This window comes from Bacillus sp. BB51/4 (assembly GCF_008368845.1).
GTDB classification, from domain to species: domain Bacteria; phylum Bacillota; class Bacilli; order Bacillales; family Bacillaceae_G; genus Bacillus_A; species Bacillus_A wiedmannii.
The window spans coordinates 1-24,675 of sequence record NZ_QOSC01000005.1; the positions used below are offsets into that span (position 1 = coordinate 1).

The 24,675-nt window shown below is 39.1% G+C and carries 30 protein-coding genes; 19 read left to right on the forward strand and 11 right to left on the reverse strand.

What is annotated here, in order from left to right; translation table 11 throughout:
- Positions 1–420, forward strand: a 420-nt coding sequence (locus tag DN392_RS02180; RefSeq protein ID WP_179955917.1) for a hypothetical protein, incomplete at its 5' end; no start/stop codon positions are given.
- Between the two features lie 44 nt (positions 421–464).
- Here the strand turns inward: DN392_RS02180 and DN392_RS02185 are convergent.
- From DN392_RS02185 to DN392_RS02205, 5 genes are all read right to left on the reverse strand, one after another.
- Complete coding sequence (locus tag DN392_RS02185; protein WP_048565795.1) at positions 465–887, reverse strand: pyrophosphohydrolase domain-containing protein; 423 nt, start codon at positions 885–887, stop codon at positions 465–467.
- Positions 888–1,077: 190 nt separating this feature from the next.
- A complete protein-coding gene (locus DN392_RS02190; protein ID WP_000038782.1) occupies positions 1,078–1,263 on the reverse strand; it encodes a hypothetical protein in 186 nt (61 codons plus the stop codon).
- A gap of 90 nt (positions 1,264–1,353) precedes the next feature.
- Positions 1,354–2,433 (reverse strand): Ger(x)C family spore germination protein, encoded by a 1,080-nt coding sequence (locus DN392_RS02195; protein ID WP_064449033.1) that lies wholly within the window; start codon positions 2,431–2,433, stop codon positions 1,354–1,356.
- The gene (locus DN392_RS02200) at positions 2,409–3,503 is read right to left on the reverse strand and encodes a spore germination protein (RefSeq protein WP_048562052.1); all 1,095 of its coding nucleotides are present in this window, start codon (positions 3,501–3,503) and stop codon (positions 2,409–2,411) included. Before DN392_RS02200 ends, DN392_RS02195 begins: the two co-directional genes overlap by 25 nt.
- Positions 3,504–3,519: 16 nt before the next feature.
- The gene (locus DN392_RS02205; RefSeq protein WP_081257483.1) at positions 3,520–5,640 is read right to left on the reverse strand and encodes a spore germination protein; all 2,121 of its coding nucleotides are present in this window, start codon (positions 5,638–5,640) and stop codon (positions 3,520–3,522) included.
- Between the two features lie 155 nt (positions 5,641–5,795).
- Here DN392_RS02205 and DN392_RS02210 point away from each other — a divergent pair, with 155 nt between their 5' ends.
- Positions 5,796–6,920: a homoserine O-acetyltransferase family protein gene (locus DN392_RS02210; protein WP_001160996.1), complete on the forward strand. Its 1,125-nt coding sequence runs from the start codon at positions 5,796–5,798 to the stop codon at positions 6,918–6,920.
- 49 nt (positions 6,921–6,969) lie between these two features.
- On the opposite strand, the gene DN392_RS02215 is transcribed toward DN392_RS02210, so the two are convergent.
- The gene (locus DN392_RS02215; protein WP_000171896.1) at positions 6,970–7,152 is read right to left on the reverse strand and encodes a hypothetical protein; all 183 of its coding nucleotides are present in this window, start codon (positions 7,150–7,152) and stop codon (positions 6,970–6,972) included.
- Positions 7,153–7,351: 199 nt separating this feature from the next.
- Here DN392_RS02215 and DN392_RS02220 point away from each other — a divergent pair, with 199 nt between their 5' ends.
- The 6 genes from DN392_RS02220 (at position 7,352) to DN392_RS02245 (ending at position 13,507) form a co-directional block, all read left to right on the forward strand.
- On the forward strand, positions 7,352–7,657 hold the full coding sequence (locus DN392_RS02220; protein ID WP_000141212.1) for a rhodanese-like domain-containing protein: 306 nt from the start codon (positions 7,352–7,354) through the stop codon (positions 7,655–7,657).
- A 77-nt stretch (positions 7,658–7,734) separates the two neighbouring features.
- Complete coding sequence (locus DN392_RS02225) at positions 7,735–7,959, forward strand: spore germination protein (RefSeq protein WP_000512464.1); 225 nt, start codon at positions 7,735–7,737, stop codon at positions 7,957–7,959.
- A gap of 20 nt (positions 7,960–7,979) precedes the next feature.
- Positions 7,980–8,303 carry a hypothetical protein gene (locus tag DN392_RS02230; RefSeq protein ID WP_001110866.1) on the forward strand — a complete coding sequence of 108 codons (324 nt, stop codon included), beginning with the start codon at positions 7,980–7,982 and terminating at the stop codon, positions 8,301–8,303.
- A gap of 122 nt (positions 8,304–8,425) precedes the next feature.
- Positions 8,426–11,290, forward strand: a complete 2,865-nt coding sequence (locus tag DN392_RS02235; RefSeq protein WP_071742870.1) for a BclA-related collagen-like exosporium protein — start codon at positions 8,426–8,428, stop codon at positions 11,288–11,290.
- A gap of 173 nt (positions 11,291–11,463) precedes the next feature.
- Positions 11,464–12,477 carry a GTP 3',8-cyclase MoaA gene (moaA, locus tag DN392_RS02240; RefSeq protein ID WP_001157140.1) on the forward strand — a complete coding sequence of 338 codons (1,014 nt, stop codon included), beginning with the start codon at positions 11,464–11,466 and terminating at the stop codon, positions 12,475–12,477.
- A 16-nt stretch (positions 12,478–12,493) separates the two neighbouring features.
- Positions 12,494–13,507 carry a molybdopterin-synthase adenylyltransferase MoeB gene (locus tag DN392_RS02245; RefSeq protein ID WP_048540776.1) on the forward strand — a complete coding sequence of 338 codons (1,014 nt, stop codon included), beginning with the start codon at positions 12,494–12,496 and terminating at the stop codon, positions 13,505–13,507.
- A gap of 37 nt (positions 13,508–13,544) precedes the next feature.
- On the opposite strand, the gene moaC is transcribed toward DN392_RS02245, so the two are convergent.
- Positions 13,545–14,030 (reverse strand): cyclic pyranopterin monophosphate synthase MoaC, encoded by a 486-nt coding sequence (gene moaC, locus DN392_RS02250; RefSeq protein WP_000094144.1) that lies wholly within the window; start codon positions 14,028–14,030, stop codon positions 13,545–13,547.
- A gap of 83 nt (positions 14,031–14,113) precedes the next feature.
- Between moaC and moeA the strand changes: the two genes are divergently transcribed.
- The 7 genes from moeA to DN392_RS02285 all read left to right on the forward strand — a co-directional run bounded on the left by moeA (position 14,114) and on the right by DN392_RS02285 (position 18,790).
- A complete protein-coding gene (gene moeA, locus DN392_RS02255) occupies positions 14,114–15,403 on the forward strand; it encodes a molybdopterin molybdotransferase MoeA (protein ID WP_064449031.1) in 1,290 nt (429 codons plus the stop codon).
- Positions 15,373–15,888, forward strand: coding sequence for a molybdopterin-guanine dinucleotide biosynthesis protein B (gene mobB, locus DN392_RS02260; protein WP_048565791.1), 516 nt, complete (start codon positions 15,373–15,375; stop codon positions 15,886–15,888). Before moeA ends, mobB begins: the two co-directional genes overlap by 31 nt.
- Positions 15,885–16,349, forward strand: a complete 465-nt coding sequence (gene moaE, locus DN392_RS02265) for a molybdopterin synthase catalytic subunit MoaE (protein ID WP_000185929.1) — start codon at positions 15,885–15,887, stop codon at positions 16,347–16,349. The genes mobB and moaE overlap by 4 nt, the downstream gene beginning before the upstream one ends.
- A gap of 2 nt (positions 16,350–16,351) precedes the next feature.
- On the forward strand, positions 16,352–16,585 hold the full coding sequence (gene moaD, locus DN392_RS02270) for a molybdopterin converting factor subunit 1 (protein WP_048565790.1): 234 nt from the start codon (positions 16,352–16,354) through the stop codon (positions 16,583–16,585).
- A 92-nt stretch (positions 16,586–16,677) separates the two neighbouring features.
- Positions 16,678–17,097 carry a DUF3888 domain-containing protein gene (locus DN392_RS02275; protein ID WP_000717674.1) on the forward strand — a complete coding sequence of 140 codons (420 nt, stop codon included), beginning with the start codon at positions 16,678–16,680 and terminating at the stop codon, positions 17,095–17,097.
- A 36-nt stretch (positions 17,098–17,133) separates the two neighbouring features.
- Positions 17,134–17,991: a glucose uptake protein GlcU gene (gene glcU, locus DN392_RS02280; protein ID WP_000353526.1), complete on the forward strand. Its 858-nt coding sequence runs from the start codon at positions 17,134–17,136 to the stop codon at positions 17,989–17,991.
- A 13-nt stretch (positions 17,992–18,004) separates the two neighbouring features.
- Positions 18,005–18,790, forward strand: coding sequence for a glucose 1-dehydrogenase (locus DN392_RS02285; protein ID WP_048565789.1), 786 nt, complete (start codon positions 18,005–18,007; stop codon positions 18,788–18,790).
- A gap of 72 nt (positions 18,791–18,862) precedes the next feature.
- On the opposite strand, the gene DN392_RS02290 is transcribed toward DN392_RS02285, so the two are convergent.
- The gene (locus tag DN392_RS02290; protein ID WP_000451450.1) at positions 18,863–19,357 is read right to left on the reverse strand and encodes a CarD family transcriptional regulator; all 495 of its coding nucleotides are present in this window, start codon (positions 19,355–19,357) and stop codon (positions 18,863–18,865) included.
- A gap of 252 nt (positions 19,358–19,609) precedes the next feature.
- Here DN392_RS02290 and DN392_RS02295 point away from each other — a divergent pair, with 252 nt between their 5' ends.
- On the forward strand, positions 19,610–19,846 hold the full coding sequence (locus tag DN392_RS02295) for a DUF2553 family protein (protein ID WP_000533808.1): 237 nt from the start codon (positions 19,610–19,612) through the stop codon (positions 19,844–19,846).
- A 1-nt stretch (position 19,847) separates the two neighbouring features.
- A complete protein-coding gene (locus DN392_RS02300; protein WP_000621747.1) occupies positions 19,848–20,030 on the forward strand; it encodes a sporulation protein Cse60 in 183 nt (60 codons plus the stop codon).
- Between the two features lie 25 nt (positions 20,031–20,055).
- Here the strand turns inward: DN392_RS02300 and DN392_RS02305 are convergent, their stop codons facing one another.
- Positions 20,056–20,283, reverse strand: coding sequence for a DUF3973 domain-containing protein (locus DN392_RS02305; protein ID WP_000498993.1), 228 nt, complete (start codon positions 20,281–20,283; stop codon positions 20,056–20,058).
- A gap of 425 nt (positions 20,284–20,708) precedes the next feature.
- On the opposite strand from DN392_RS02305, the gene DN392_RS02315 reads away from it, so the two are divergent.
- Both DN392_RS02315 and DN392_RS02320 read left to right on the forward strand, forming a co-directional pair.
- Positions 20,709–21,140 (forward strand): SRPBCC family protein, encoded by a 432-nt coding sequence (locus DN392_RS02315; RefSeq protein WP_000437780.1) that lies wholly within the window; start codon positions 20,709–20,711, stop codon positions 21,138–21,140.
- Positions 21,141–21,464, forward strand: coding sequence for an ArsR/SmtB family transcription factor (locus tag DN392_RS02320; RefSeq protein ID WP_000098837.1), 324 nt, complete (start codon positions 21,141–21,143; stop codon positions 21,462–21,464).
- A 32-nt stretch (positions 21,465–21,496) separates the two neighbouring features.
- Here the strand turns inward: DN392_RS02320 and DN392_RS02325 are convergent, their stop codons facing one another.
- Positions 21,497–22,933, reverse strand: a complete 1,437-nt coding sequence (locus DN392_RS02325) for an MDR family MFS transporter (RefSeq protein ID WP_001227997.1) — start codon at positions 22,931–22,933, stop codon at positions 21,497–21,499.
- A 223-nt stretch (positions 22,934–23,156) separates the two neighbouring features.
- On the reverse strand, positions 23,157–24,428 hold the full coding sequence (locus tag DN392_RS02330) for a BaiN/RdsA family NAD(P)/FAD-dependent oxidoreductase (RefSeq protein ID WP_000558876.1): 1,272 nt from the start codon (positions 24,426–24,428) through the stop codon (positions 23,157–23,159).
- Positions 24,429–24,675: the final 247 nt, after the last annotated feature.

A 24,675-nucleotide genomic window follows, 5' to 3' on the forward strand; every position in this document is an offset into this window, starting at 1 on the left:
CACCACCATCAAGGTCAACACGGCCATCATGGACACCATCATCACCAAGGCCAACACGGCCAACATGGTCATCAACAACAAGTACATCACTACGGTCACCACCATATTCATCCGCAAGCTGTTCTTTATCAAACGCATCAAGGTCATCAAGGTCACCAAGGCCACCACGGTCACCAAGGCCACCACGGTCATCAAGGCCACCACGGTCATCAAGGTCACCACGGTCATCAAGGGCAACACGGTCACCAAGGGCAACACGGTCACCAAGGCCAACATGGTCAACAGCACCAACAATATCAACAATACCAACAACAATCTTCTCCTTGGACAGGTGGAATTGGAGCGGGAGGAGCAGGGGCAGCGGCAGGAGCGGCTAGCATTGGTGGAGCAGCAGGGCACGCTGGACACGTGGGTCATTAATGAATTGCAGGAAAAAAGACATAATAAAAAACTGCTAGGAAATCCTAGCAGTTTTTTTCAGCTTCTTTGCGCTGGCGTTCGATTTCAGCACGAAGTTGTGGTTCTGGTGCTTGCCAGCCTTCTGGTTTTAGAATTTTGCCGTCACCTTCACGGAATCGAGGTTTTCCATCAGGGAATAGTTTTGCCATGTTTGCGTTATTTACAATTTCGAATCCTTTATCAGGACGTACGCCCATTTCCGCAAACGTGCCGAATGCAAAGTAAATAAGGTCAATTAGTGCATCATATTGATCTTCAACAGTCGTTGCTTCTAAAAATTCTTCTAGCTCTTCTTGCATAAAGCTAGCACGAATTTTTGTACGTTCTTCTGTTAATTTCGTTGGAGTATTTGTCACAGGGTGTCCGAACTCTTCATGCATTTTTGCAACAAGTTCGTATCCTTTATCTAAACCTTTTTCGTTTGTCATGTTGTTTCATCCTTTCTCGCTTTGTGCCGAATCTCATTGTAACATAAGGTGATTATGAAATGAAAAGGGACTGTTCAAAAGTTTCATCTTTTAGTTAAGTTAGTGATAGTGAAAGATTATATCGACTTAACGACAAAAACTGTTAATAAAAGAAAGCCATCCCGGAATACTTTTAGGACGGCCTTGCTCGTTATTTTTCTTCTTTTATTAAAATGGATAAAATAAGATCGATGCCAAACATACCAACGAGCAACATTGGAATAACGACAAGTAAATAACGTGTGAAGGAAACATTTTTTAAGTATGTATGAGCAAATAAAAAGACGCCGAGAAATAAAATACCATTTAAAATAGGCTTTACTAATTTTTTAGACATAAGCTCCCCCATAAATATCTTCTCTCTCTATCTAAAATAAAAACTCCTCTTTCCGTTGTATCATGCTGGAGAGAGGAGTTCAATCATTTCTCATTCAATTACACCAGAATTTGTAATATTTACGGTGTATTTTATAGTAACTGGAACATCTTTGTACATTTGTCTCCACTCTTCTAATTTGAATGGGCGATAATGTTGTCTATATTTTGCTCCAAGTCCAAGGGGATCAACATTTAGAGATTTAAACTGTTTAATTAGTTTTGTAGCTTTCGCATCTAATTGTTTTTCGACCGACTTAGCTATTTTTGTTGTATTTTTTTTGTTTTCTAAATTAAATTTTCTAGAGAGCTCCTGAATACGAGCTTCCACCTTTACATGAATATAGAAAGAAGGTTTCCCATTTTTTATGTTTACCTCGTAGGTAGGAACGGAACGAATGTTATTAATCATTGCATAGCCAGGATTGGTTTTAAATTCATGTGAGTCCAAGCGGTGCTTTTCTAGCAGTCCTTTGAAAACAAACATATCGTGGTACTTAATTGTTCCGACTAACTTATCCTTTTTCAAGAGACCGATACCAGTAATCTTTATTTTATCTCCATGTTTTTTTAGGATAGGCATATAGGAATCTTGTCCTTCACGGTAGTACCTGAAGGCGCCTAAATACAAATTGTCAGTTGGCAAAGGGCCAGTGTCCATATTATGTTCTAACATTTTTTTTATATAAATCGCAACATTGTAAGATGTACTATATTTTCCTTTAAACAGTTCAGTACCATTGCCTTCTAATAGTCCAACATACAGCGAGTTACCAATATTCACATCACGAATTAATGTGTCAAAGGAGTTGGATAATCCTTTTTTAGCAATTTTTGTTGTGAATAAGGCAACACGCATTTGACCGCTTGCGAACGGTTGCGAAGATTCTAAAGATGTATCTGCCTTTACTTGTTTTACTGCGTTTCCTGTGCCCTCATAAACTTGAACTTTATTTCCCTTTTTTTGTATGGGGCAAACGAATGTAACCTTTACTTTATTATCTTTTGCTGTATCGAAGACAGTTCCTTGAATGAGTTGAACATCATCAATAATATTTTTTTGTAAGCAACCAGTTAGACTGAAGATACTGATGCAAACAAGAAGTATTAATTTTCTTTTGGTTTTTTCCATTTTCTTTTCACCCACACAATAATAAATAGAATTGGGATGTATACATATATAAGCCAAAAACTAACTTTAGATATATTGCTAATAAAATCATTAATATCATGCCTGTTCGTTAAAAGTTGTGAAACAACTAAAGTGATAAGCATAAATGCGATCAAAATACCTCGTTGTTTCACACGAAAGATTTCATGGGTTCCTCGAGTAGCGGCCCATAAAGGTAGAATAAAGCTTGTAATAATAACGAGAGCATAACCGGAAATAGCAATATACTCAAGTCGCTCGATAAAAGGAAGCTTAATAACTTGTGTCATGGACAGCTGAGACCAAATAGTTTTGAGTAATTGTTTTTCGCTAAAGAATGTAAAAGCGAGAATGGTACTAAACAAATATAGAATATTGGAAAATAATGCCCCATATTGCGCAAATTTATGGGATTTCTCTGGTTCTTTAACAAATGGATAAATCATAAGGAAAATTTCAAATCCTGTCATGCTATAAATAGATAGTTGAGCTGCTTTCAAAATATCTGTAAAAGAATGTGAAAATATTGGAAGTAAGTTATCCCAATGTGAGAATTTCAAAATGAAAAGACTTAGAAAAAGATAACCTAGTGTTCCACCAACGGAAATAACACAAATTCCTGCAATGACGCGGAATCCTGATGAAATAATGTAATAACTTATTAAACAAATAAAGAATGTGAGCATCCAGGTGGATGCACTAGGAAACATCCATACTTGAATAATTTCGACATATGTTCTAACAACAGAAATACTTACAATAAAAAAATAAGCCATAAAAATGATATTAATACCATTTCCGATCCATTTTCCAAAAAGTTGTTTGTGTAAATCAATTAAGTTTCCCTCTACATTTTTTAATGAATAATACATCATCCAGATGAGAATATGAATGATGATTCCTGTGAGGAGAACTCCTATCCAGCCGTCGTATCCAGCAGATTTTGCAATAATCCGAGCGAAACCGAGAACCCCGGCACCAAACTGTGCACTGTGAATTAAGAAGAAAACAAAGATAGGAGATATTTGATATTTCTCTTGAACTTTACTCATCAATGCACCTCATTCCTTATTCATCAAAATCCGATCGATGTTTTGTTGAAATCCCTTTTGCTGACTTCTTAACATGCTGTGGACGTGCTTGTACATCTCTTGTATCAATCATTGTTAAGGGAAAACGAATCCAAGAATCTTTAACAGATTGTTGCCTTGTCGGATAAAACAAAGCGTACGGCTTACGTAAAGAAGTAAGTCTAAATAGATGGGTAAATAAAAAGATAAATCCAAGAGAGATGCCGAAGAGTCCTCCTATTTCTGCGAATGCTAGGAATGGGAAACGTAGTAATCGAACGGCATTACCCATTTTATAAATAGGTGTAATAAAGGAAGCGAGTGCTGATAATGCAACGATAATTAATAAAATATTACTCGTTAAACCAGCTTGTACAGATGCTTGCCCGATTACGATACCGCCTACAATACCGAGCGTTTGACCAACTTTCATCGGTAACCTCGCGCCAGCTTCTCTTAATAAGTCGATTGCAAGTTCTAAAAATAGTGCTTCAATTAAAGGTGGGAACGGTACTTGTGCCCTTGATAAAATCAAAGTTTCAAGTAAATCACTCGGAATGAGTTCATAATGATAATTTAAAACTGCAACATATAAAGGTGTAGCACAGATTGAAAATAGAACAGCGATAAGGCGTAAAATACGTGAAAATGTAGCGTATAGCCAAGAGACGTTATAGTCTTCTGGTGAAATGAAAAAATCGAAATAGGATACAGGTGTTAGTAGAACACTTGGAGAACCATCCACGAAAATAGCGATTTTCCCATCAATGAGTGCTTTTGTAACTCTATCAGTACGTTCTGTATTGATATAGAGAGGGAAAATCGACTTTTCACCCATTAGTTCTTGTATATAAGCACTATCATTAATTTGATCATATTCAAGAGCACGTAATGACTCCTCGAGAAAATCTACATTTTCTTTTTCAGCGAGGTTGTCTAAATACATCATGACAACTTTTGTTTTGGAAAACTCGCCGACAATCATTTCCTTTGTTTGTAAATCTAAAACAGGAAGACGTTTTCGAACTAAATTAATATTTGTATCAATATCCTCTACGAAACCTTCTTGAGGACCGATAACAGTCGATTCGTTTAAAGGAGGGCTTGGTGCCCGATACGTATCAATTGCAATGTTTGCAAGCATACACTTTTGGTCTTGCTGATTCAATTGAATAATCGCATGTCCCTTTAACACCATGTCCTCAATTTTTTGTAAATCGTTCGTAATTGTAATACCGCTCATTGGAATATGTTCTTTTAGCTCTTCTAGTGAAGCGTTAGGTCGTTCTAAAAGAGTAGGCATTAAATATTTTTGTAATTTCTCTCCATCAAGCGAAGGGCGATAGTAAGAAATCCAATAAGGCATCGTTTCATCGTTAGATGTGTGATAATTAACAAAATCGCTAGATTTTTTGAGTTTTTCTATTAAATCTTGTAGAGAATGAATCCGGTCTTTTTCTGGTTTCGTAAAATCATAAATACTATTATTTCCAGAGTTTTGCTGCTGATCTTGATCCGAGTTACCTTGTTTAGAATGTTGTTGCTGATTCTGATTCGAGTCGTTTTGTTTAGAGTTTTGTTGTTGGTTCTGATTCGAGTTGTCTTGTTTAGAGTTTTGTTGTTGATTCTGATTCGAGTCGTTTTGTTTAGAGTTTTGTTGTTGATTCTGATTCGAGTTGTCTTGTTTAGAATGTTGTTGTTGATTCTGATCTGAGTCGTTTTGTTTAGAATGTTGTTGATTCTGATCCGAGTCGTTTTGTTTAGAGTTTTGTTGTTGATTCTGATTCGAGTTGTCTTGTTTAGAATGTTGTTGATTCTGATCCGAGTTGTCTTGTTTAGAATGTTGTTGTTGATTCTGATCTGAGTCGTTTTGTTTAGAGTTTTGTTGTTGATTCTGATCTGAGTCGTTTTGTTTAGAATGTTGTTGCTGCTGATCCTGAGAAGGCTCTTTGTGTTCCTCTTTTTTTTGCTCGCTATTGCTATCTTTATTATGTTTCATACTTCTAGTCTGTTTTTGGTTATCATCCTCTTGATTGTTAGGTTGTTGCTCCGAATTATCTGTTTCGTTTTTCTCTGTCGTATTTGATTTTTTTTTCTTACGTAGCCAATTCCAAATCATATGTATGCCCTCTTTGATTGTGTAATATAATGCTATTTTGTGGCTAATTTTGTATATTATTCATTTATTTATGAAAAGAAGGAGGAGATTAGTTTGCATAGAAAAAATCCTTTAGTAAGCAGCAGTTCATACTATGACGGGAAGAGGGCGAGTCTGTGCAATTTGTAAAAAAGGAAAAGTTTGTTTTAAGAGAGTTTACGTTTGAAAATGGTAGGGGAATTCCTATTCAAATGGGGTATGAGACGTATGGTACTTTAAATAGAGAAAGGTCAAATGCGATTTTGGTATGCCATTATTTTAGTGCAACGAGTCACGCGGCAGGAAAATATACAGCGCATGATGAGGAGTCTGGTTGGTGGGATGGTTTAATTGGACCGGGAAAAGCAATTGATACAAATAAATACTTTGTTATATGCACTGATAATCTTTGTAATGTGCAGGTGAAGAACCCTTATGTGTTTACAACGGGACCGAAATCGATTGATCCGAAAACTGGAGATGAATATGCGATGGATTTTCCAGTTTTTACATTTCTTCATGTAGCTCGTATGCAATATGAGTTAATAAAAGATATGGGAATCGCAAGGCTACATGCTGTAATGGGACCGTCAGCTGGCGGGATGATTGCGCAGCAATGGGCTGTTCATTATCCTCATATGGTAGAGCGGATGATTGGTGTTATTACGAACCCGCAAAATCCAATTATTACGTCGGTAAATGTAGCACAAAATGCAATTGAGGCTATTCAACTGGATCCAAGTTGGAAGGGCGGAAAATATGGAGAAGAGCAGCCAATGAAGGGACTTCATTTAGCAAATAGAATGATGTTTATGAACGCATTTGATGAGCATTTTTATGAAACAACATTCCCTCGTAATAGTATAAAAGTAGAACCTTATGAAAAGCTTTCGATATTAACATCATTTGAGAAAGAAATAAATAAAGTGACATATAGAAGTATAGGGTTAGTAGATGCAAATTCGTGGATATACACTGCGAAAGCAGTTTTATTACATGATATTGCGCATGGATTTTCGTCTTTAGAAGAGGCGCTTTCTAACATAGAAGCAAATGTACTTATGATTCCGTGTAAACAAGATTTGCTTCAGCCGTCACGTTATAATTATAAAATGGTAGACATTTTGCAAAAACAAGGGAAGTATGCGGAAGTGTATGAGATAGAAAGTATAAATGGGCATATGGCAGGAGCATTTGATATTCATTTATTTGAAAAGAAAGTTTATGAATTTTTAAATCGGAAAGTATCTAGTTTGGTGTAGAAAATAAACGGTGTGAAAAAGGTGCGATGTATGTAGTAGGCACCTTTTTTTACATGATTTGTAGACGGAAAATATATGTGGCAATTGCTATACCGAAGAATGCGATACTAAGCAATAGAAATAAGAATGACATTTCTTGTGGTGATTTTATCTTTTTATTATTCTTCATACTAAGTGCAATAATTGCGGCGATTAAGAAAATGATGCCCGTAATGAAAAGAAAAAGTGTCATTTTCATTGGCTCCTTTCATAAAACAAGTATATTGAGGATACAATGCACGAGTTATGTTTGTAAAGAATAAGTTTTGCGGGGAAATTGAGAAATAAAATTTCCATTCTTTGCGTTCTTTCTTTCGCATGCTAAAATTGACTAGATATGCTTGTTTAAGGAAGAGACTAAAGGTTTTATTGTATATAAGGAGGAACGACATATGACAGAAGTTAAAACAATTACTACAGAAGAAGTGCAAGAGCGTTTAGAAAATGGAGAAACGTTATTTTTAGTAGACGTAAGGGAAGATGAAGAAGTAGCGGCAGGGAAAATTCCAGAAGCTGTACATATTAAAATGGGTGATATCCCAAATAAAGTAGATTTCTTTGATAAAGAGAATGAATATATCTTTATTTGTCGTTCGGGAATGCGCAGTGAAAATGTATGTCATTATTTAAATGAGCAAGGCTTTAAAACAGTGAACATGGTTGGCGGCATGCTTCAATATGAAGGTGAAACGAAATAAGTAGCTAAAAAAACTTGAAACGAGTCTGTTTCAAGTTTTTTTCTTTTGCATACAGTGTACAAAAGGGGGATAGGTAAATGGGGATTAACTTGCGGAAAGTAAAAATTATAAATAATACAGGGGCTGTTAATGTTGGTGACTGTTATGATATCTCACCTTTAGCTGTAGCAAAAGTATATGCGGGTGCTGGAGGATCGAGTGCGGCTATTTTTTTAAATGGGAAAAGACAGTCAGAAGCGGTGATTAGAACATCAGTGTTTCTTCCGCCATTAGCAACGAGTACACGTACATTAGGTTCATAGAGGAAAGGTAGAGTGTAATTATGCCTGCTCATATAAAAGAATTTGTTATTGTGAATAACACTGGGAATATATTTACCGGTGATAATTTGAGTGATACGTCATTTACTGCTACGAAATCGTATAGTGGTTCAATGGGGTGCACTTGGATCGACGTTGTTACAGTAATAGGGACGGAGACGAAGCTTTGTTTACAGCCAGGAGATTCTGTGACGACAACATATACAAGGGGCACTCCTGCTGGTACTGTAACAGGAACAAACATGGGGCAAAGTGTAAATACATCGGGTATAGTGCAAGCTGTCCCGAATACAGATAATATGGATTCAACTGCGGGACTCCCTTAAGGAATTAAGGGAGTTTTTATGTATTTAAAATAAAAATAGTCTTTGAGTTTGTTTTTGTAAATACATATTAAGAAGAAGAGGTTTGTTTAATGTAAAAAAGATGGTGTGCAGGTGGTGAAAGTGTGAGAGAGCGCGATAAAAAACATTCATTAAACTCTAATTTCAGAATTTCACCAAATCTTATTGGTCCTACCTTTCCACCCGTTCCAACGGGATTTACTGGCATTGGGATTACTGGCCCAACCGGTCCCCAAGGTCCGACTGGCCCTCAAGGACCAAGAGGATTACAAGGTCCGATGGGGGAGATGGGCCCGACAGGACCTCAAGGTGTGCAAGGGATACAAGGACCAGTTGGACCAATAGGTGCAACGGGACCAGAAGGACAGCAGGGGCCGCAAGGATTGAGGGGACCACAGGGAGCAACAGGAGCGACAGGCCCTCAAGGAGTGCAAGGATTACAAGGTCCGATTGGTCCAACCGGAGCGACTGGGGCACAAGGTATACAGGGGATACAGGGGGTACAAGGTCCGATTGGGGCTACTGGACCTGAGGGACCTCAAGGAATTCAAGGAGTGCAAGGGGTACCGGGTTCAACTGGTTCACAAGGTATACAAGGACCTCAAGGGATACAAGGCCCACAAGGACCGAGTGGAAATACGGGAGAAACAGGAGCAACTGGTCAAGGGGTTACAGGCCCAACTGGAATAACAGGTCCTACAGGGATAACGGGTCCATCTGGAGGACCACCAGGTCCGACGGGGGCAACTGGTGCGACAGGCCCGGGTGGTGGACCGAGTGGAAGTACAGGTGCGACGGGAGCAACGGGAAATACAGGGGTAACAGGAAGTACAGGTGTAACTGGAGTAACGGGAAATACAGGACCGACTGGAAGTACAGGAGAAACAGGAGCACAGGGATTGCAAGGAATACAAGGGGTTCAAGGGCCAATTGGACCAACAGGTCCAGAAGGTCCGCAAGGTATTCAAGGTATTCCGGGTCCGACGGGCGTAACTGGTGAACAAGGAATACAAGGAGTTCAGGGAATTCAAGGGATAACAGGATCAACAGGAGATCAAGGTCCACAAGGTATACAGGGAGCTATAGGGCCTCAAGGTGTAACAGGAGCAACAGGAGATCAAGGTCCACAAGGTATTCAAGGTATTCCGGGTCCAACAGGAGAAACGGGACCACAAGGAGTTCAAGGAATACAAGGTACGATGGGTGAGATCGGACCAACAGGACCAGAAGGCCCAGAAGGACTTCAAGGTCCGCAAGGAATACAAGGGGTGCCAGGACCAGCTGGAGCAACAGGTCCAGAGGGCCCACAAGGAATACAAGGAATACAAGGGCCAGTAGGAACAACAGGACCCGAAGGCCCACAAGGAATACAGGGAATACAAGGGATTCAAGGTGTAACAGGAGCAACAGGAGCACAAGGAGCAACTGGAATTCAAGGTGTACAAGGGAATATAGGTGCAACAGGTCCAGAGGGCCCGCAAGGAGTGCAAGGTACTCAAGGGGAAATAGGCCCAACAGGTCCAATGGGAGCACAGGGCGTGCAAGGTATTCAAGGAATTCAAGGTCCAACGGGTGCGCAAGGAGTGCAGGGGCCACAGGGAATTCAAGGGGGCCAAGGTCCAACCGGAGTAACAGGAGATACGGGTGTAACCGGAGCGACAGGGGAAGGAACTACAGGCCCGACAGGAGTAACCGGTCCAACAGGGGTAACTGGTCCTTCTGGAGGACCAGCAGGACCGAGTGGTCCAACGGGGCCATCAGGTCCGACTGGAGTGACAGGTCCATCCGGTGGACCACCTGGACCGACAGGAGCAACCGGTGTGACAGGAGCAACTGGAGATACCGGGGCGACAGGCTCAACTGGAGTGACAGGAGCGACAGGAGAAACGGGAGCAACCGGAGTTACGGGGTTGCAAGGCCCACAAGGAATTCAAGGAGTACAAGGTGATATAGGTCCAACCGGTCCGCAAGGTGTTCAAGGTCCTCAAGGGATACAAGGAGTAACGGGAGCAACGGGAGATCAAGGCTCACAAGGAATCCAAGGCCCGCAAGGAATCCAAGGCCCAACCGGTCCACAAGGAGTACAAGGGGATCAAGGCCCACAAGGGATTCAAGGTGTGACAGGAGAAACAGGAGCACAAGGTCCACAGGGAATTCAAGGAATCCAAGGAGTGCAGGGGCCGACCGGTCCACAAGGCCCAACAGGAATTCAAGGTGTTCAAGGCGACATAGGTCCAACCGGTCCGCAAGGCGTGCAAGGGTTGCAAGGTCCACAAGGCCCGACAGGGGATACTGGGGCAACCGGAGCACAAGGTCCCCAAGGTCCCCAAGGAATTCAAGGTCCCCAAGGCCCGACGGGATCAACTGGAGAAACCGGAGCGACAGGTCCTCAAGGGATTCAAGGTCCCCAAGGAATCCAAGGTCCAACGGGAGTAACAGGCTCCCAAGGCCCAACAGGGTCCACTGGTCCAACCGGTTCGCAAGGAATTCAAGGTCCAACAGGCCCAACTGGAGCGGGAGCAACCGGATCCACTGGAGCAACGGGTGTGACCGGAGTTAGTACAACTGCAACGTACTCATTTGCAAATAATACATCAGGAAGTGCTATTTCTGTTTTGTTAGGTGGTACAAATGTACCATTACCGAACAATCAAAATATTGGACCAGGAATTACGGTTAGCGGAGGAAATACGGTATTTACGGTTGCGAATGCGGGGAATTACTATATAGCTTATACAATAAATTTAACAGCCTCTTTACTTGTAAGTTCTCGTATAACTGTAAATGGCAGTCCGCTTGCAGGAACAATAAATTCACCAGCAATAGCTACAGGTTCATTTAATGCGACAATCATTGCTAATTTGCCTGCTGGAGCTGCTGTTAGTCTGCAGTTATTTGGATTAGTTGCAATAGCTACATTATCTACGACAACGCCAGGAGCTACGCTAACTATTATTAGGTTAAGTTAATAGGGAGAAAACCTTGGGGCTTTTATGCTTCAAGGTTTTTTATCCCGTTATAAGTAGGTAGTCTAATTGGTTAGGAAAGTTTCACTTTATTCACTTGAGCAAAAACATCGCAGTTCGAAAATATATTATAATAGAATGAAAAGAGAGAAATTTGACAGAAAGGGAGGGTGGCGATGCAGGAGATGGTTACAGATTTTTTTGGACGCCCACTTCAAGATTTGCGCATATCTGTCATTGATCGTTGCAATTTTAGATGTACATATTGTATGCCAGCGGAAGTTTTTGGGCCAGATTATGCTTTTTTGAAAGATGAGTTTTTACTGACGTTTGATGAAATTGAACGTTTGGCAAAACTATTTGTTAGCATCGGTGTACGAAAAATTAGGCTTACTGGTGGTGAGCCACTGCTGCGTAAAGATTTAACAAAACTTATTGCACGTCTCGTGAAAATTGAAGGGTTAGTAGATATAGGGTTAACGACAAATGCAATTCATTTAACGAAACAAGCAAAAGCATTAAAAGAAGCTGGATTACATAGAGTAAATGTTAGTTTGGATGCAATAGATGACGATGTATTTAAGGACATAAATGGCCGGAATATCAATACGAAACCTGTTATAAAGGGAATTATGGCTGCAAAAGAGGCCGGGCTTGATGTAAAGGTAAATATGGTTGTGAAAAAAGGGATGAATGACCATCAAGTACTTCCGATGGCTGCTTATTTTAAAGAGCAAGGAATCACACTTAGGTTTATTGAGTTTATGGATGTTGGTAGTACAAATGGATGGAACTTTGACCAAGTCGTTACAAAGCAAGAATTAATTGAAATGATTCATAGTGTGTATCCACTTGAGCCAGCTGAAGCGCATTATTTCGGTGAAGTTGCGAAACGATATCGTTACGTTGGGACAAATGTCGAAGTCGGTTTTATTACTTCTGTTTCAGAGTCATTTTGTTCCTCTTGTACGAGAGCAAGAATTTCGGCAGATGGAAAGTTTTATACTTGCTTATTTGCGACAGAAGGATTGGATGTAAGGGAACTTCTTAGAGGAAATCTTTCAGATGATGAGTTAGTAAGCGTTATACAAAATGTATGGATGAATAGAAAAGACAGGTATTCGGATGAACGGACAGAAGAAAGTGCAAAGAATCGTCCGAAAATTGAAATGTCTTATATAGGAGGATAAGAAAGGGGGCTATCGTATGCAGGAGCGATATTCAAGACAAATATTATTTTCTGGTGTTGGAGAAGAAGGACAGAGAAAAATTAGAGAGAAGCATGTGCTTATTATCGGCGCTGGTGCTCTCGGTGCAGCGAATGCAGAAGCAATTGTTAGAGCAGGTGTTGGCAAAATAACAATTGCGGATCGTGATTATGTAGAATGGAGTAATTTACAAAGGCAACAATTATATACAGAAGAAGATGCAAAGCAATATAAACCAAAGGCGGTAGCAGCAGCAGAGCATTTACAAGCGATTAATTCTGAGGTGAAAATAAATCCGGTTGTGACTGATGTAACAGTGCAAGAAATGGAAGAGCTAGTGAATGATGTAGATTTAATATTAGATGCGACAGATAATTTTGAAACGCGTCTTCTTATTAATGATATTTCACAAAAGTATAATATTCCGTGGATATATGGTGGTTGTGTCGGAAGCTACGGAGTAACGTATACAATTTTACCAGGAAAAACACCGTGTTTCCGCTGTTTAATGGAACATCCAGCAAGTGGGGCAACATGTGATACGGCTGGTATTATACAGCCGGCAGTACAATTAGTAGTTGCGCATCAAATAACGGAAGCGCTGAAAATATTAGTAGAAGACTATGGGGCACTTCGCGAAACGATGTTATCGTTTGATCTTTGGAATAATCAACAGATGGCATTTAAAGTGAATAGGCAGAAAAAAGACACATGTTTATCTTGCGGAAGATTACGTACATATCCGAGTTTAACATTTGAAGCACAAACGAAAACAGAAGTGTTATGTGGCCGAAATACAGTACAAATCCGTCCAGGTGTGCGGAATGAATTTAATTTAGAAGAAATTAAAAAGCGCTTACAAAGAAGTGTGGATGTAAAAGCTACTCCGTATTTATTATCATTTCCGGTGGAGGAATTTCGTTTTGTTTTATTTACAGATGGCAGGGCGTTCATTCATGGAACGAATGATATAAATATAGCAAAACGCTTATATGCAAGATATATAGGTTGAACCTAAAGGGAGCCCTTTAGGTTCAATGGAAAGAAGATTAAGACTTTCTCGTATAATCTCCACTTTTTCCACCTGTTTTTTCAAATAAGTAAGTTTCGCCAATAATCATACCTTTATCAACAGCTTTGCACATATCGTACACAGTAAGAGCTGTAGCGGAAGCGGCTGTTAAAGCTTCCATTTCAACACCGGTGCTACCTTCTGTTTTAACTTTTACTTCAATAAGTAATCGATATTGTTCTTCGGATTGTTTCCAATCGAAAGAAACGTCAACACCTTTTAATAATAAAGGATGGCACATTGGGATAATATCAGAAGTGCGTTTCGCAGCCATAATACCTGCGATTTGTGCAACTGCTAATACGTCACCTTTCCCAATTTCATTGTGAGAGATTTTATCGTAAATTTCTTTTGTAACGACAATGCTAGAGCACGCAATTGCTGTTCGGACGGTTGCTTTTTTGTCACTTATATCAACCATCTTCGCGCGTCCTTGGTCATTAAAGTGTGTGAATGAAGACATGGAATTCCTCCTTGAAGTAATTTCTATTTAATATATAAAGTTTAATCGAGATAAAAAAAATTGCAAATATGAGGTGAGAAACGATGATAGAAAAACGAATTCCAATTCAAGTTGCTGAGGCAGTAGAGAGAGTAATGGAATATGCGAAAAATGGTGAAGTAGAAGAGGTTTCTATTACGGAAAGTTACGGGAGAATTCTTGGGGAGGATGTTATCTCTGATCATGACGTTCCTCATTTCGATCGTTCTCCTTACGATGGTTTCGCGATTCGAGCAGAAGATACGAAAGAAGCAAATCAAGAGAATGCGATTGAGTTTGAAGTAATAGGAGAAATCGGGGCAGGATCTGTTTTTACAGAAGAAGTAGGACCTTTTCAGGCGGTTCGTATTATGACAGGAGCAGCTATTCCAGAGGGTTGTAATGCAGTCGTAATGCTAGAGCTGACGGAAGGTTTTGAGAAGAATGGAAAAACATATATGAAGGTAAAGCGTCCTTTTCATAGTGGTGACAATGTGTCATTTAAAGGGGAAGATATAAAACAAAATCAAGTTCTCGTTAAGAAAGGCGTTGCAATCAATCCAGGTGTTGCTGCCTTATTAGCGACGTTTGGATATAGTACTGTGAAAGTTGTAAAACAGCCTGTTGTTGGTATCGTGACGACAGGAAGTGAATTGTTAGAAGTACATGAGTCGTTACAGCCGGGGAAAATTAGAAATAGTAACTCGTATATGATTGCAGCTCAAATTATGAAAGCCGGAGGGAAAGTGCGTTATTATGGTCAACTTGCCGACGAGTTAGATGCATGTTTTGCAGCTGTTCAATCGGCGATGGATGAGGTTGATATTTTAATTACGACAGGCGGTGTGTCGGTAGGAGATTATGACTACTTGCCAGCTATTTATGAAAGATTACAGGCGAATGTACTCTTTAATAAAATAGCGATGAGACCAGGAAGTGTAACGACAGTAGCTGAAGTTGACGGAAAGTTACTTTTCGGTTTATCAGGGAATCCGTCAGCTTGTTACGTAGGATTTGAGCTATTTGTGCATCCGATTATAAAAACATACTTGTATGCAAAGGAGCCTCATGTATATAGAGCAGATGCTATTTTACAAAAAGACTTTCCGAAGCCAAATCCGTTTACTCGTTTTGTAAGAGCGAAGGTGTCAATCATGGACGGAGCATTACAAGCGATGCCGGTCGGTTTAGATAAATCGAGTGCGGTCTCTTCACTCGCCGATGCGAATGCCTTTATTGTGCTGCCTGGAGGAACGAGAGGATTTGAGGCAGGGATGAAAGTATCTGTATTATTGCTAGAGCACACCGAGGGATGTGATTGGCCATGGGCAAAGCCACTTCAATCTTACAAATAGTAGGATATCAAAATAGCGGAAAAACAACACTTGTGGAGAAAATCGTGCATACGTTAGCTGAACAGAAAATGAAAGTTGCTACAATTAAACATCACGGGCACGGAGGTTTTCCAGAAGTAGCGCAAAAAGATAGTGAAAGGCACCGAAAGGCTGGGGCTGTTGTCAGTAGTGTAGAAGGCGCTGGATTACTTTCACTGTCGTCATTAAGAGAGGAATGGTCCTTGCAAGAAATTATTCGCTTATATGAGTTTTTTGAAGTGGATACAATTTTAATAGAGGGCTATAAAAAAGAGAGCTATCCGAAAGTAGTATTACTTCGTTCTGCGGAAGACGTTGAACTTTTACATAAAGTAGAAAATATAGTAGCGGTTATTACGTGGCATGATGCACTTGCAAACTTACGAGAAGAATATAAAGTATTTCATATAACAGAAGAAGAGTTGTATATAGACTGGTTTATACAAACGGTAAGGAGTACGAAATGACAAATACGTATTATGAAGTAATTGATACAGAAATCTCGATTGAAGAGGTAGCAAAGAAGGTTATTCGCCGCGAATGCGGTGCTGTTACAACATTTATTGGAACGGTTAGGGAGTTTACGAAAGGGCGTCGTACATTATACTTAGAATATGTCGCTTATAAAACGATGGCAGAAAAGATGCTAGAGAAAATTGGCTCAGAAGTGAAAGAGAAGTGGCCAGGTACACACGTTGCGATTACACATCGCATCGGTACACTGCAAATTTCTGATATCGCGGTTGTTGTTGCTGTTTCAACACCGCATCGTAAAGCGGCCTATGAGGCGAATGAATACATTATGGAACGCATAAAACAAATTGTTCCGATTTGGAAAAAGGAGTTTTGGGAAGATGGAGACTCATGGATTGGTGATCAATTAGAAAAAACGCCATATCCGGCAGGGGAGCCTGGGAAGGAGCTGTAAGTATGATTCGAGTATTATTATTTGCGCACTTGCAAGAGGAAGCAGGAACAAGTGAATTACAAATAGAGAAAGAAAATATTACGGTTGCAGAGTTAAAAGCTGTTGTTGCTAAAGAATATAATGTACCAGTGACAGCATCAACTATGGTTGCGATTAATGAAGAATACGCAAATGAAGATGACACGATCCGAGATGGTGATGTTGTTGCACTAATCCCACCAGTGAGCGGTGGTTAATATTGGATTCATTAAAACGACTTTCCTACATAGGGAAGTCGTTTTTTTATGGAAGTTTTGCGAACACTAACTTATAGAACAAGGAGGGTGTTATGAAAAAAATATGTGTAGTTATTACAATGCTATGTGCAATCTTTTTCTCTTCTCCAAGTGATTCTTTTGCAAAAGAATCGAGGGAGCAGCTGTTAGAGAGTGCATTATCAAATAGGTACTATTCAGTTATTAGACAAGTGACAGAAGATCAGTATGAATGTGCTTCCTTTATAAATATAAAACGTCTCGGTAAGAACGGTGAGTTCGTTCCTAGATTTGAAATTACGCTACAATTTCTTACGTTCCAAGGTGCACATAATCCGCCGAATGATAAAGTTACACTTATTTTGGAAGATTATTTAGATCACGTAAAAATAAAGAAGGTGGAGCGAGAAAAGAATGTTTCTGGTGCTATTGCAGAAAAAGTTTGTGAACGGGAAAAAGAAAAAATAAAAGCTCACTCTAATGATTCAGAGTGATAACTTATGACATTTAGTAAAGAAAGGTAATGAGCGATGGACATACTTTTAGCGATTTTACCGGCTATATTTTGGGGAAGTATTGTGCTATTTAACGTGAAACTGGGCGGGGGACCGTATAGTCAAACGCTCGGTACAACGTTTGGGGCACTTATTTTCTCGATTGTTGTTTATATTTTTATGAAGCCAGTATTAACTCCTACTGTTATTGGAGTTGGAATTGTGTCAGGTTTATTTTGGGCACTTGGTCAGGCGAATCAATTAAAAAGTATTGATTTAATGGGCGTTTCGAAAACGATGCCCATTTCAACAGGACTGCAATTAGTTGCGACGACTTTATTTGGAGTCATCGTATTTCATGAGTGGTCCACGACTATATCAGTCGTCCTTGGTGTTTTGGCTCTCGTTTGTATTATTATCGGTGTTATTTTAACGTCACTTCAAAGTGAAGAAGAAAAGAATGCAGAGCAAGCAGGGAATTTTAAAAGAGGCATTATCATTTTATTAATTTCAACAGTCGGTTATTTAGTTTACGTAGTAGTGATTAGGCTATTTAACGTAGATGGTTGGTCAGCTTTATTGCCACAAGCAGTTGGTATGGTGTTAGGGGGCGTTTTGCTTACGTTTAAACATCATCCATTTAATAAATATGCACTACGAAATATTATCCCAGGATTAATTTGGGCAGCTGGAAATATGTTTTTATTCATTTCGCAGCCGCGTGTCGGAGTGGCAACAAGTTTTTCGCTATCGCAAATGGGAATTATTATTTCAACGCTTGGCGGGATTGTTATATTAGGTGAAAGAAAAACGAAACGCCAATTAACGGGGATTGTTGTCGGTATCGTTTTTATTATCGCAGCCGGAATAATGTTAGGTGTTGCAAAAAGTTAAAGGGGGTATTGAAATGTATAGTGATTTAGCGGGAAAAGTTGTCGTTATTACAGGATCAGCAACTGGTCTTGGAAGAGCGATGGGAGTACGGTTTGCTAAGGAGAAAGCAAAAGTAGTAATTAACTATCGCTCACGAGAGTCAGAAGCGCATGATGTATTAGAAGAAATTAAAAAAGTAGGCGGAGAAGCGATTGCTGTAAAAGGAGATGTCACGAGTGAATCGGATGTTGCGAATCTCATTCAATCTGCTGTAAAAGAGTTTGGTACGCTCGACGTTATGATTAATAATGCGGGAATAGAAAACGCGGTACCATCTCATGAAATGCCGCTAGAGGATTGGAATAAAGTAATTCATACAAATTTAACAGGTGCTTTTTTAGGAAGCCGTGAAGCGATTAAATATTTTGTGGAAAACGATATTAAAGGATCTGTCATTAATATGTCTAGCGTTCATGAAAAGATTCCGTGGCCCTTATTTGTGCACTATGCAGCAAGTAAGGGTGGCATTAAACTGATGACAGAAACGTTAGCGTTAGAATACGCACCGAAAGGTATTCGAGTAAATAATATTGGGCCAGGTGCAATAAATACGCCGATCAATGCAGAAAAGTTTGCTGATCCTAAAAAACGTGCTGACGTAGAAAGTATGATACCGATGGGTTACATTGGAAAACCGGAAGAAATTGCAGCAGTCGCAACGTGGCTCGCCTCATCAGAAGCGAGTTACGTAACTGGAATTACGTTATTTGCAGATGGTGGAATGACTCTATACCCGTCGTTTCAAGCAGGTCGCGGGTAATATAAAAGGACAAAGAGGTTTATCTCTTTGTCCTTTTTTCTGCAAAAAAAATAGCGGTCGGCTATTTTAAATTTAATGATTAATTGTATCTTGAAGAAATTCTGTTGCTTGATGTTCAGAAACATTTTGCACAAGTGCAACTTCGCTAATCATCATTTTGCGTGCATTATCTAGCATTTGTTTTTCGCTCGCATTTAATGCTCTCTCTTTATTACGGCGAAGTAAATCGCGAACAACTTCTGCACTATCTTGCAGATTGCCGTTTTTCATTTTTTCCATATTCATTGTATATCTCTGTTTCCAGGAAAGTGATGTGTCTGATTCCCCGTTTTGAAATTCAAGAAGTATAACATCTAACGTACCTTTATCTACGATATAACGAATACCTGATTTTTGTAATTGATCCATAGGAAGCATTATTTGCATGTCTTTACTAATGATACGTATCACACAATATTGACGTGTTGTTCCTAATATTTCTTTCTCTTCAATGGCTTCGATGACTCCTGCGCCGTTCATTGGATAAACGATTTTATCGCCAATTTGAAACAAATCATCCACCTCCATATGTGGTAACCACTTTTAATGATAGCACAAGTAAACAAAAATGTCAAATTTTATATAATACCATAATGTTAATGTTATAGTCAATAAGTAAAAGCTCTTTTATATATATTTTTTTTGCTCTTACTTATTGATGATTTTTTGAAAAATAGTACAGGCGAAGAAAGAAGGCATATCCACTTATTTTTAAGCATAAAATGTAAAATCGCTAATACAATATACCTAAATCCGTTCTTTGCAAGGGAGGGAGAGAAGGTGGGGCGCACAATAAGAATTGATATTACAAATAAAGTTGTAGCTAAATTTAGACCGGATTATTTGGAATTATATACGAGTAAATTTATGATAGGTAAGTTTTATGTCTATACTGAAGGTAAACAATATGTGTTAGAAGACGGATATATATATGAAGACGGAAAATTTTATCGCATCATAGATACGCACCGTGGCAATAATCAAGCGGCGGAGGGCTGCGATCTAGGATGGTGTTAACATGATTCGTGTGAAAGTGTTTGATGAAAGTCACGAAAAAGACTTAGAAGACGCTGTAAATGTTTTTTTGAAAAAGATTGATGATAATAATTTTGTAGATATTAAGTACCAAGTCGGTGTTTCCATTAATGATGATGAAAACCAAATTTATTGTTTTTCAGCAATGATCGTTTATAAAGCATAAAAAAGAGCTAGCTCTTTTTTATGCTTTATGTTGGGACAACATGTGTCGGTAATACGTTCATAATAGATTGAGTTGTGCCTAATTTCTTTTTCGCTAAAAGAGGCTCCTCTGTTTCATGGTTTTGGGCATCTGTACACATACCAAGGTGATAACGATCACCTAAAAATGGATCGATATAAAAACCGTTTTTGAATACTTTATCATTCGGATGTTTTTCATGGTGAATGTCAGAGCAATTAATGCAATAGAACATAGCTTTCATCCCCTTTTTATTTTTGTTTGAAAAAAGTGAGTTGGTAGTCATTTCGCTCCTAAGGAAATGTTGAGGAGAAGAGAAATAACTACCTACTCAAATGGTGGGCATATTCCTTCTGATTTTTCATATCTCGCGTAGTGTCCCTGAGGGAAGGAGGAGAGACGAAATACGCATGATATACGTAAGGCACTTCTTTCAAGATGAATGATGGAGTTTCATGTTGAGAGAAGTTTTTTATTTTTTGTTGCCTTTGTGAGTATATTATGAGGGAATGCTCAGAGGGTGTTTGTCCTGTTGAAAAAATGTTGAGAATTTCTCAACAATAAAAAATAACTAGCGTTGACATGAAACTAAAAGGCGTTATATTATCAAAGTGTAACCAAAAGGTGTTATATTTAATTGCCGAATAAAGGAGAATGAAAATGGAACAACAAAATACATTAACTGATATTAAACAAACGATCGTTTTTAACGCGTCTATTCAAAAAGTATGGAATGTAGTATCAACTGCAGAAGGGATTTCGTCATGGTTTATGCCAAATGATTTTGTATTAGAGGTAGGACATGAATTTCATGTACAATCACCATTTGGTCCATCACCATGTAAAGTGTTAGAAATTGATGAACCAAACCATCTATCTTTTTCATGGGATACAGATGGCTGGATTGTTTCATTTAATCTGAAAGACCTAGGAGATAATAAAACAGAATTTACGTTAATTCACGGCGGCTGGAAACATCCTGATGAAATTCTTCCGAAAGCGAATGCGAAGAGCTCTATTATTCGCGATAGAATGAGCGGTGGATGGGTAGCAATTGTAAATGAAAAACTGAAAAAGGTTGTCGAAGGCTAAGTGTCCTCATCAGCAGCGAAATATGATGTATTTCAAGCAATTGCTGATCCAACCCGCCGAGAAGTAATACGGTTATTAAGTGACAAAGAGTTACCGATTTCAAAAATAACGGATCATTTTCCGATGAGTCGTACTGCGGTTGTAAAGCATCTTCATATTCTTTCGGAAGCGAATTTAGTAAGCGGAAGAAAAAGCGGAAGAGAGAAAATATATCGTTTGCATCCAGAACCATTAGAGGAATTACAACAGTGGCTCTCGTATTATGAACGTTTTTGGGATAATAAATTGTCCATGCTGAAACATATTGTGGAGAATGAGGAGTAAAAAGAGGATGACCGAAATGGTCATCCTCTTTACTATTGCTCACTTGTTTGTGTAGCTGGCTTTAATAAAATCCAAGCGATAATTAATGTAAATACTGCTAATACGAAAGTACTCATATAAATGACGTGTACACTTGATGCTAATGCCTCTTGCGATTCGGTTGCTACATTTGCTGTAGTTCCGCCGTGTCCGCTAGATACAAGGTCAAGGTTTTTAATGCCGCGTGCATGAATCATCGTATTGAAGATTGTTCCAAAGATTGCAGCACCTAATGTTTGACTAAATGTATTAATAAATGTGTTTAAACCTACGGCTGTTCCGCGTGTATGTGCTGGTACGGCTGCTTGAATTGTTACCATGTAAATCGGTGTTACAAGCCCCATTCCTAATCCGAATAATCCGACTGCTACATAAATAAGGAACGATGGTGAATGTGTTGATAATGTAAATAATAAGAAGGTAGCAACTGATAAAATGCTAGCTCCAAGTAAAATGATTTGTTTCGTTTTTAATTTGCCAACTAAGTTACCAGAGAAAATAGCGCCAAATGTCCACATAACAGGAATTGGCATTAAAATAAGTCCAGCTTCAGTTGCATTTTTTCCTAATACACCTTGGCTCCAAATTGGAAGGTACATTGTAATACTAATAATCATTGCACCAGCAATAAGAGTTAGTATGTTTATCGTAGATAATGTACGATTAGAGAAAAGTGCTAGCGGAATTAATGGTTCCGGAGATTTTTTCTCGATGAATAAGAAAATAATGAATGAAACGACGGCAAAGATTAATAGACCGATAATTGTAATGTCTCCCCAGTTTTGCTTACTGCTACCTGTTAATAGTGCGTATAGTAGAGCGATCGTACTTAATGAGAAGACTGTTGCACCAAGATAGTCGATATGATGCTTAGCAGGCTTAATAGATTCTTTGTAGTAAATGCCAATCATTAAGCAAGCGATAATTCCGAATGGAACGTTTAAGAAGAAAATATAACGCCAAGATAGAGAATCAACTAAAAATCCACCTACTAACGGCCCGATAACACCAGATACACCCCAAACGGCACTCATCCAGCCCTGTGCTTTCGCGCGGTCTTTCGCTTCGCTATATAGGTCTCCAATAATCGTCATTGTGATCGGCATAACAGCACCAGCGCCTATACCTTGAAGAGCACGGAAGAAGATTAATTGTTCCATTGATGTAACGACTCCGCAAAGTGCAGAACCGATTAAGAAGATTGCTGCTCCAATGAGCAAAACTTTTTTACGGCCGAATAAATCAGCCAATTTTCCGTATATTGGAGTCGAAACAGCTGTTGCAAGCATATAAATTGCATATACCCAACTAACAAGTTCGACGCCTGACAAATCACTCGTTATACGAGGGATCGCTGTACTAACAATCGTTCCTTCTACCGCAGAAAGAAACGTCATTAGCATTAAAGACATCATGACTTTTTTTCTCATTTGTTTTCCCCTTACCCTTTTTCAATTATTCAACAATATAAAATATAAAGGTACTAAGGTATATAAAGCAACAAAAAAGCAATGGGAAGTCAGGAGGAGCGTATATTTGTCGTTCCTTGTCGGTAAGTCGATATATTTAAGAAATCGCCGATATATGTTGTAGAAACGCCGATATAATTTCATATACCTATAAAAAAAGAAACAGAAAGCCCTGTTTCTTTTTTTAATATTGCATTTTTGCATTTTCTCCAGCTGTTGTTCCGGCAATTCTACCAGTAACAAGAGCAGATGTAATGTTATAGCCGCCAGTATAACCGTGAATATCAAGAACTTCTCCGCAGAAATATACGCCGTTCGTGAATTTAGAAGACATTTCTTTCGGGTTAATTTCTTTAACGGATACACCACCGCCGGTAACGAATGCTTTTTCAATTGACTGCGTACCATTTACATTCACAGTAAATTCTTTAAAGTCTTTCACAAGCGCACGAATCTTCTCGTGAGAAACTTGTCCAGCTTGTTCGCTGCCATCAATTTCATTTTTTTCTAATAAGAATAGGAAGTAACGTTCAGGTACATAACCTTTTAAAACGTTTTTAATTCCTTTTTTCGGATCTTCTTTCATTTGTTTCAGCATGCGCTGGAATAGTTGTTCACTATTTTCTTCTGGCAATGCATCGATGCTCATTTGAATCGTGTTCGTTTTAAACTTTTTCAGTGCTTTCACGACGAATTGGCTACAACGGAGAGCGGCAGGACCAGATAGGCCGAAATGAGTGAAGAGCATGTCCATTTTGTGAGAAATGATAGCTTTTCCTTTCGGGTTTAATACGCTTAAGTTAACATCGCGTAAAGCAAGACCTTGTAAGGAGCGATCACGAATAAATGGTTCGTTTGAAAGGATTGGTACTTCTGTTGGGAATAGCTCTGTAATTGTATGCCCAGCTTTTTCAGCCCACGCGTATCCGTCTCCAGTAGAGCCAGTTTGAGGAACGGATTTTCCGCCAACAGCGATAACGACATGATTCGTTTCTAACACTTCGCCAGTTTGCAGTACGACTGCTTTCGTTTGACCGTTCTCATATTCAATTGTTTCAACGGGTGTATTCGTACGGATTTTTACACCTAAGTCTTTTAATCGTGTTAAAAGTGCGTCTACTACTGATTGTGCTTTATTTGATACAGGGAACATGCGACCATGATCTTCTTCTTTTAGTTGCACGCCAAGCTTTTCGAAGAATGTAATAATATCTTCATTATTGAAAATAGAAAAAGCGCTGTATAAGAAGCGACCATTTCCTGGTATATGTTTAACGATCTCATCAAGTGGTAGACGGTTCGTTACGTTACAACGACCACCACCAGAAATCGCAAGTTTACGCCCTAGTTTATTTCCTTTATCAAGAAGTAAGACACTTGCGCCTTCTTCTGCAGCACCGATTGCAGCCATTAGCCCAGAAGGCCCGCCGCCGATGACAATAACATCATAATGCATAATATATCGACCTCATTTTCTACATTTCCTGCCTAAAAGAATAGCATGTTTTCCCTTAAAAGAAAAATAGAGTGAAGTACTGCTTAAGGAGAGAATTGTGGTACAATACAAAAGTTAGAGTTCAGCACTATCCTGCTATTTGTGGGCAATAAGACAAAAACCTTAAGATGTAAGAGAAATAAAAAGGGAATTTGGTAGCCCATAAATGCTCGAATAGTTCAACTAATAATCAGTAGGGAAGAACACC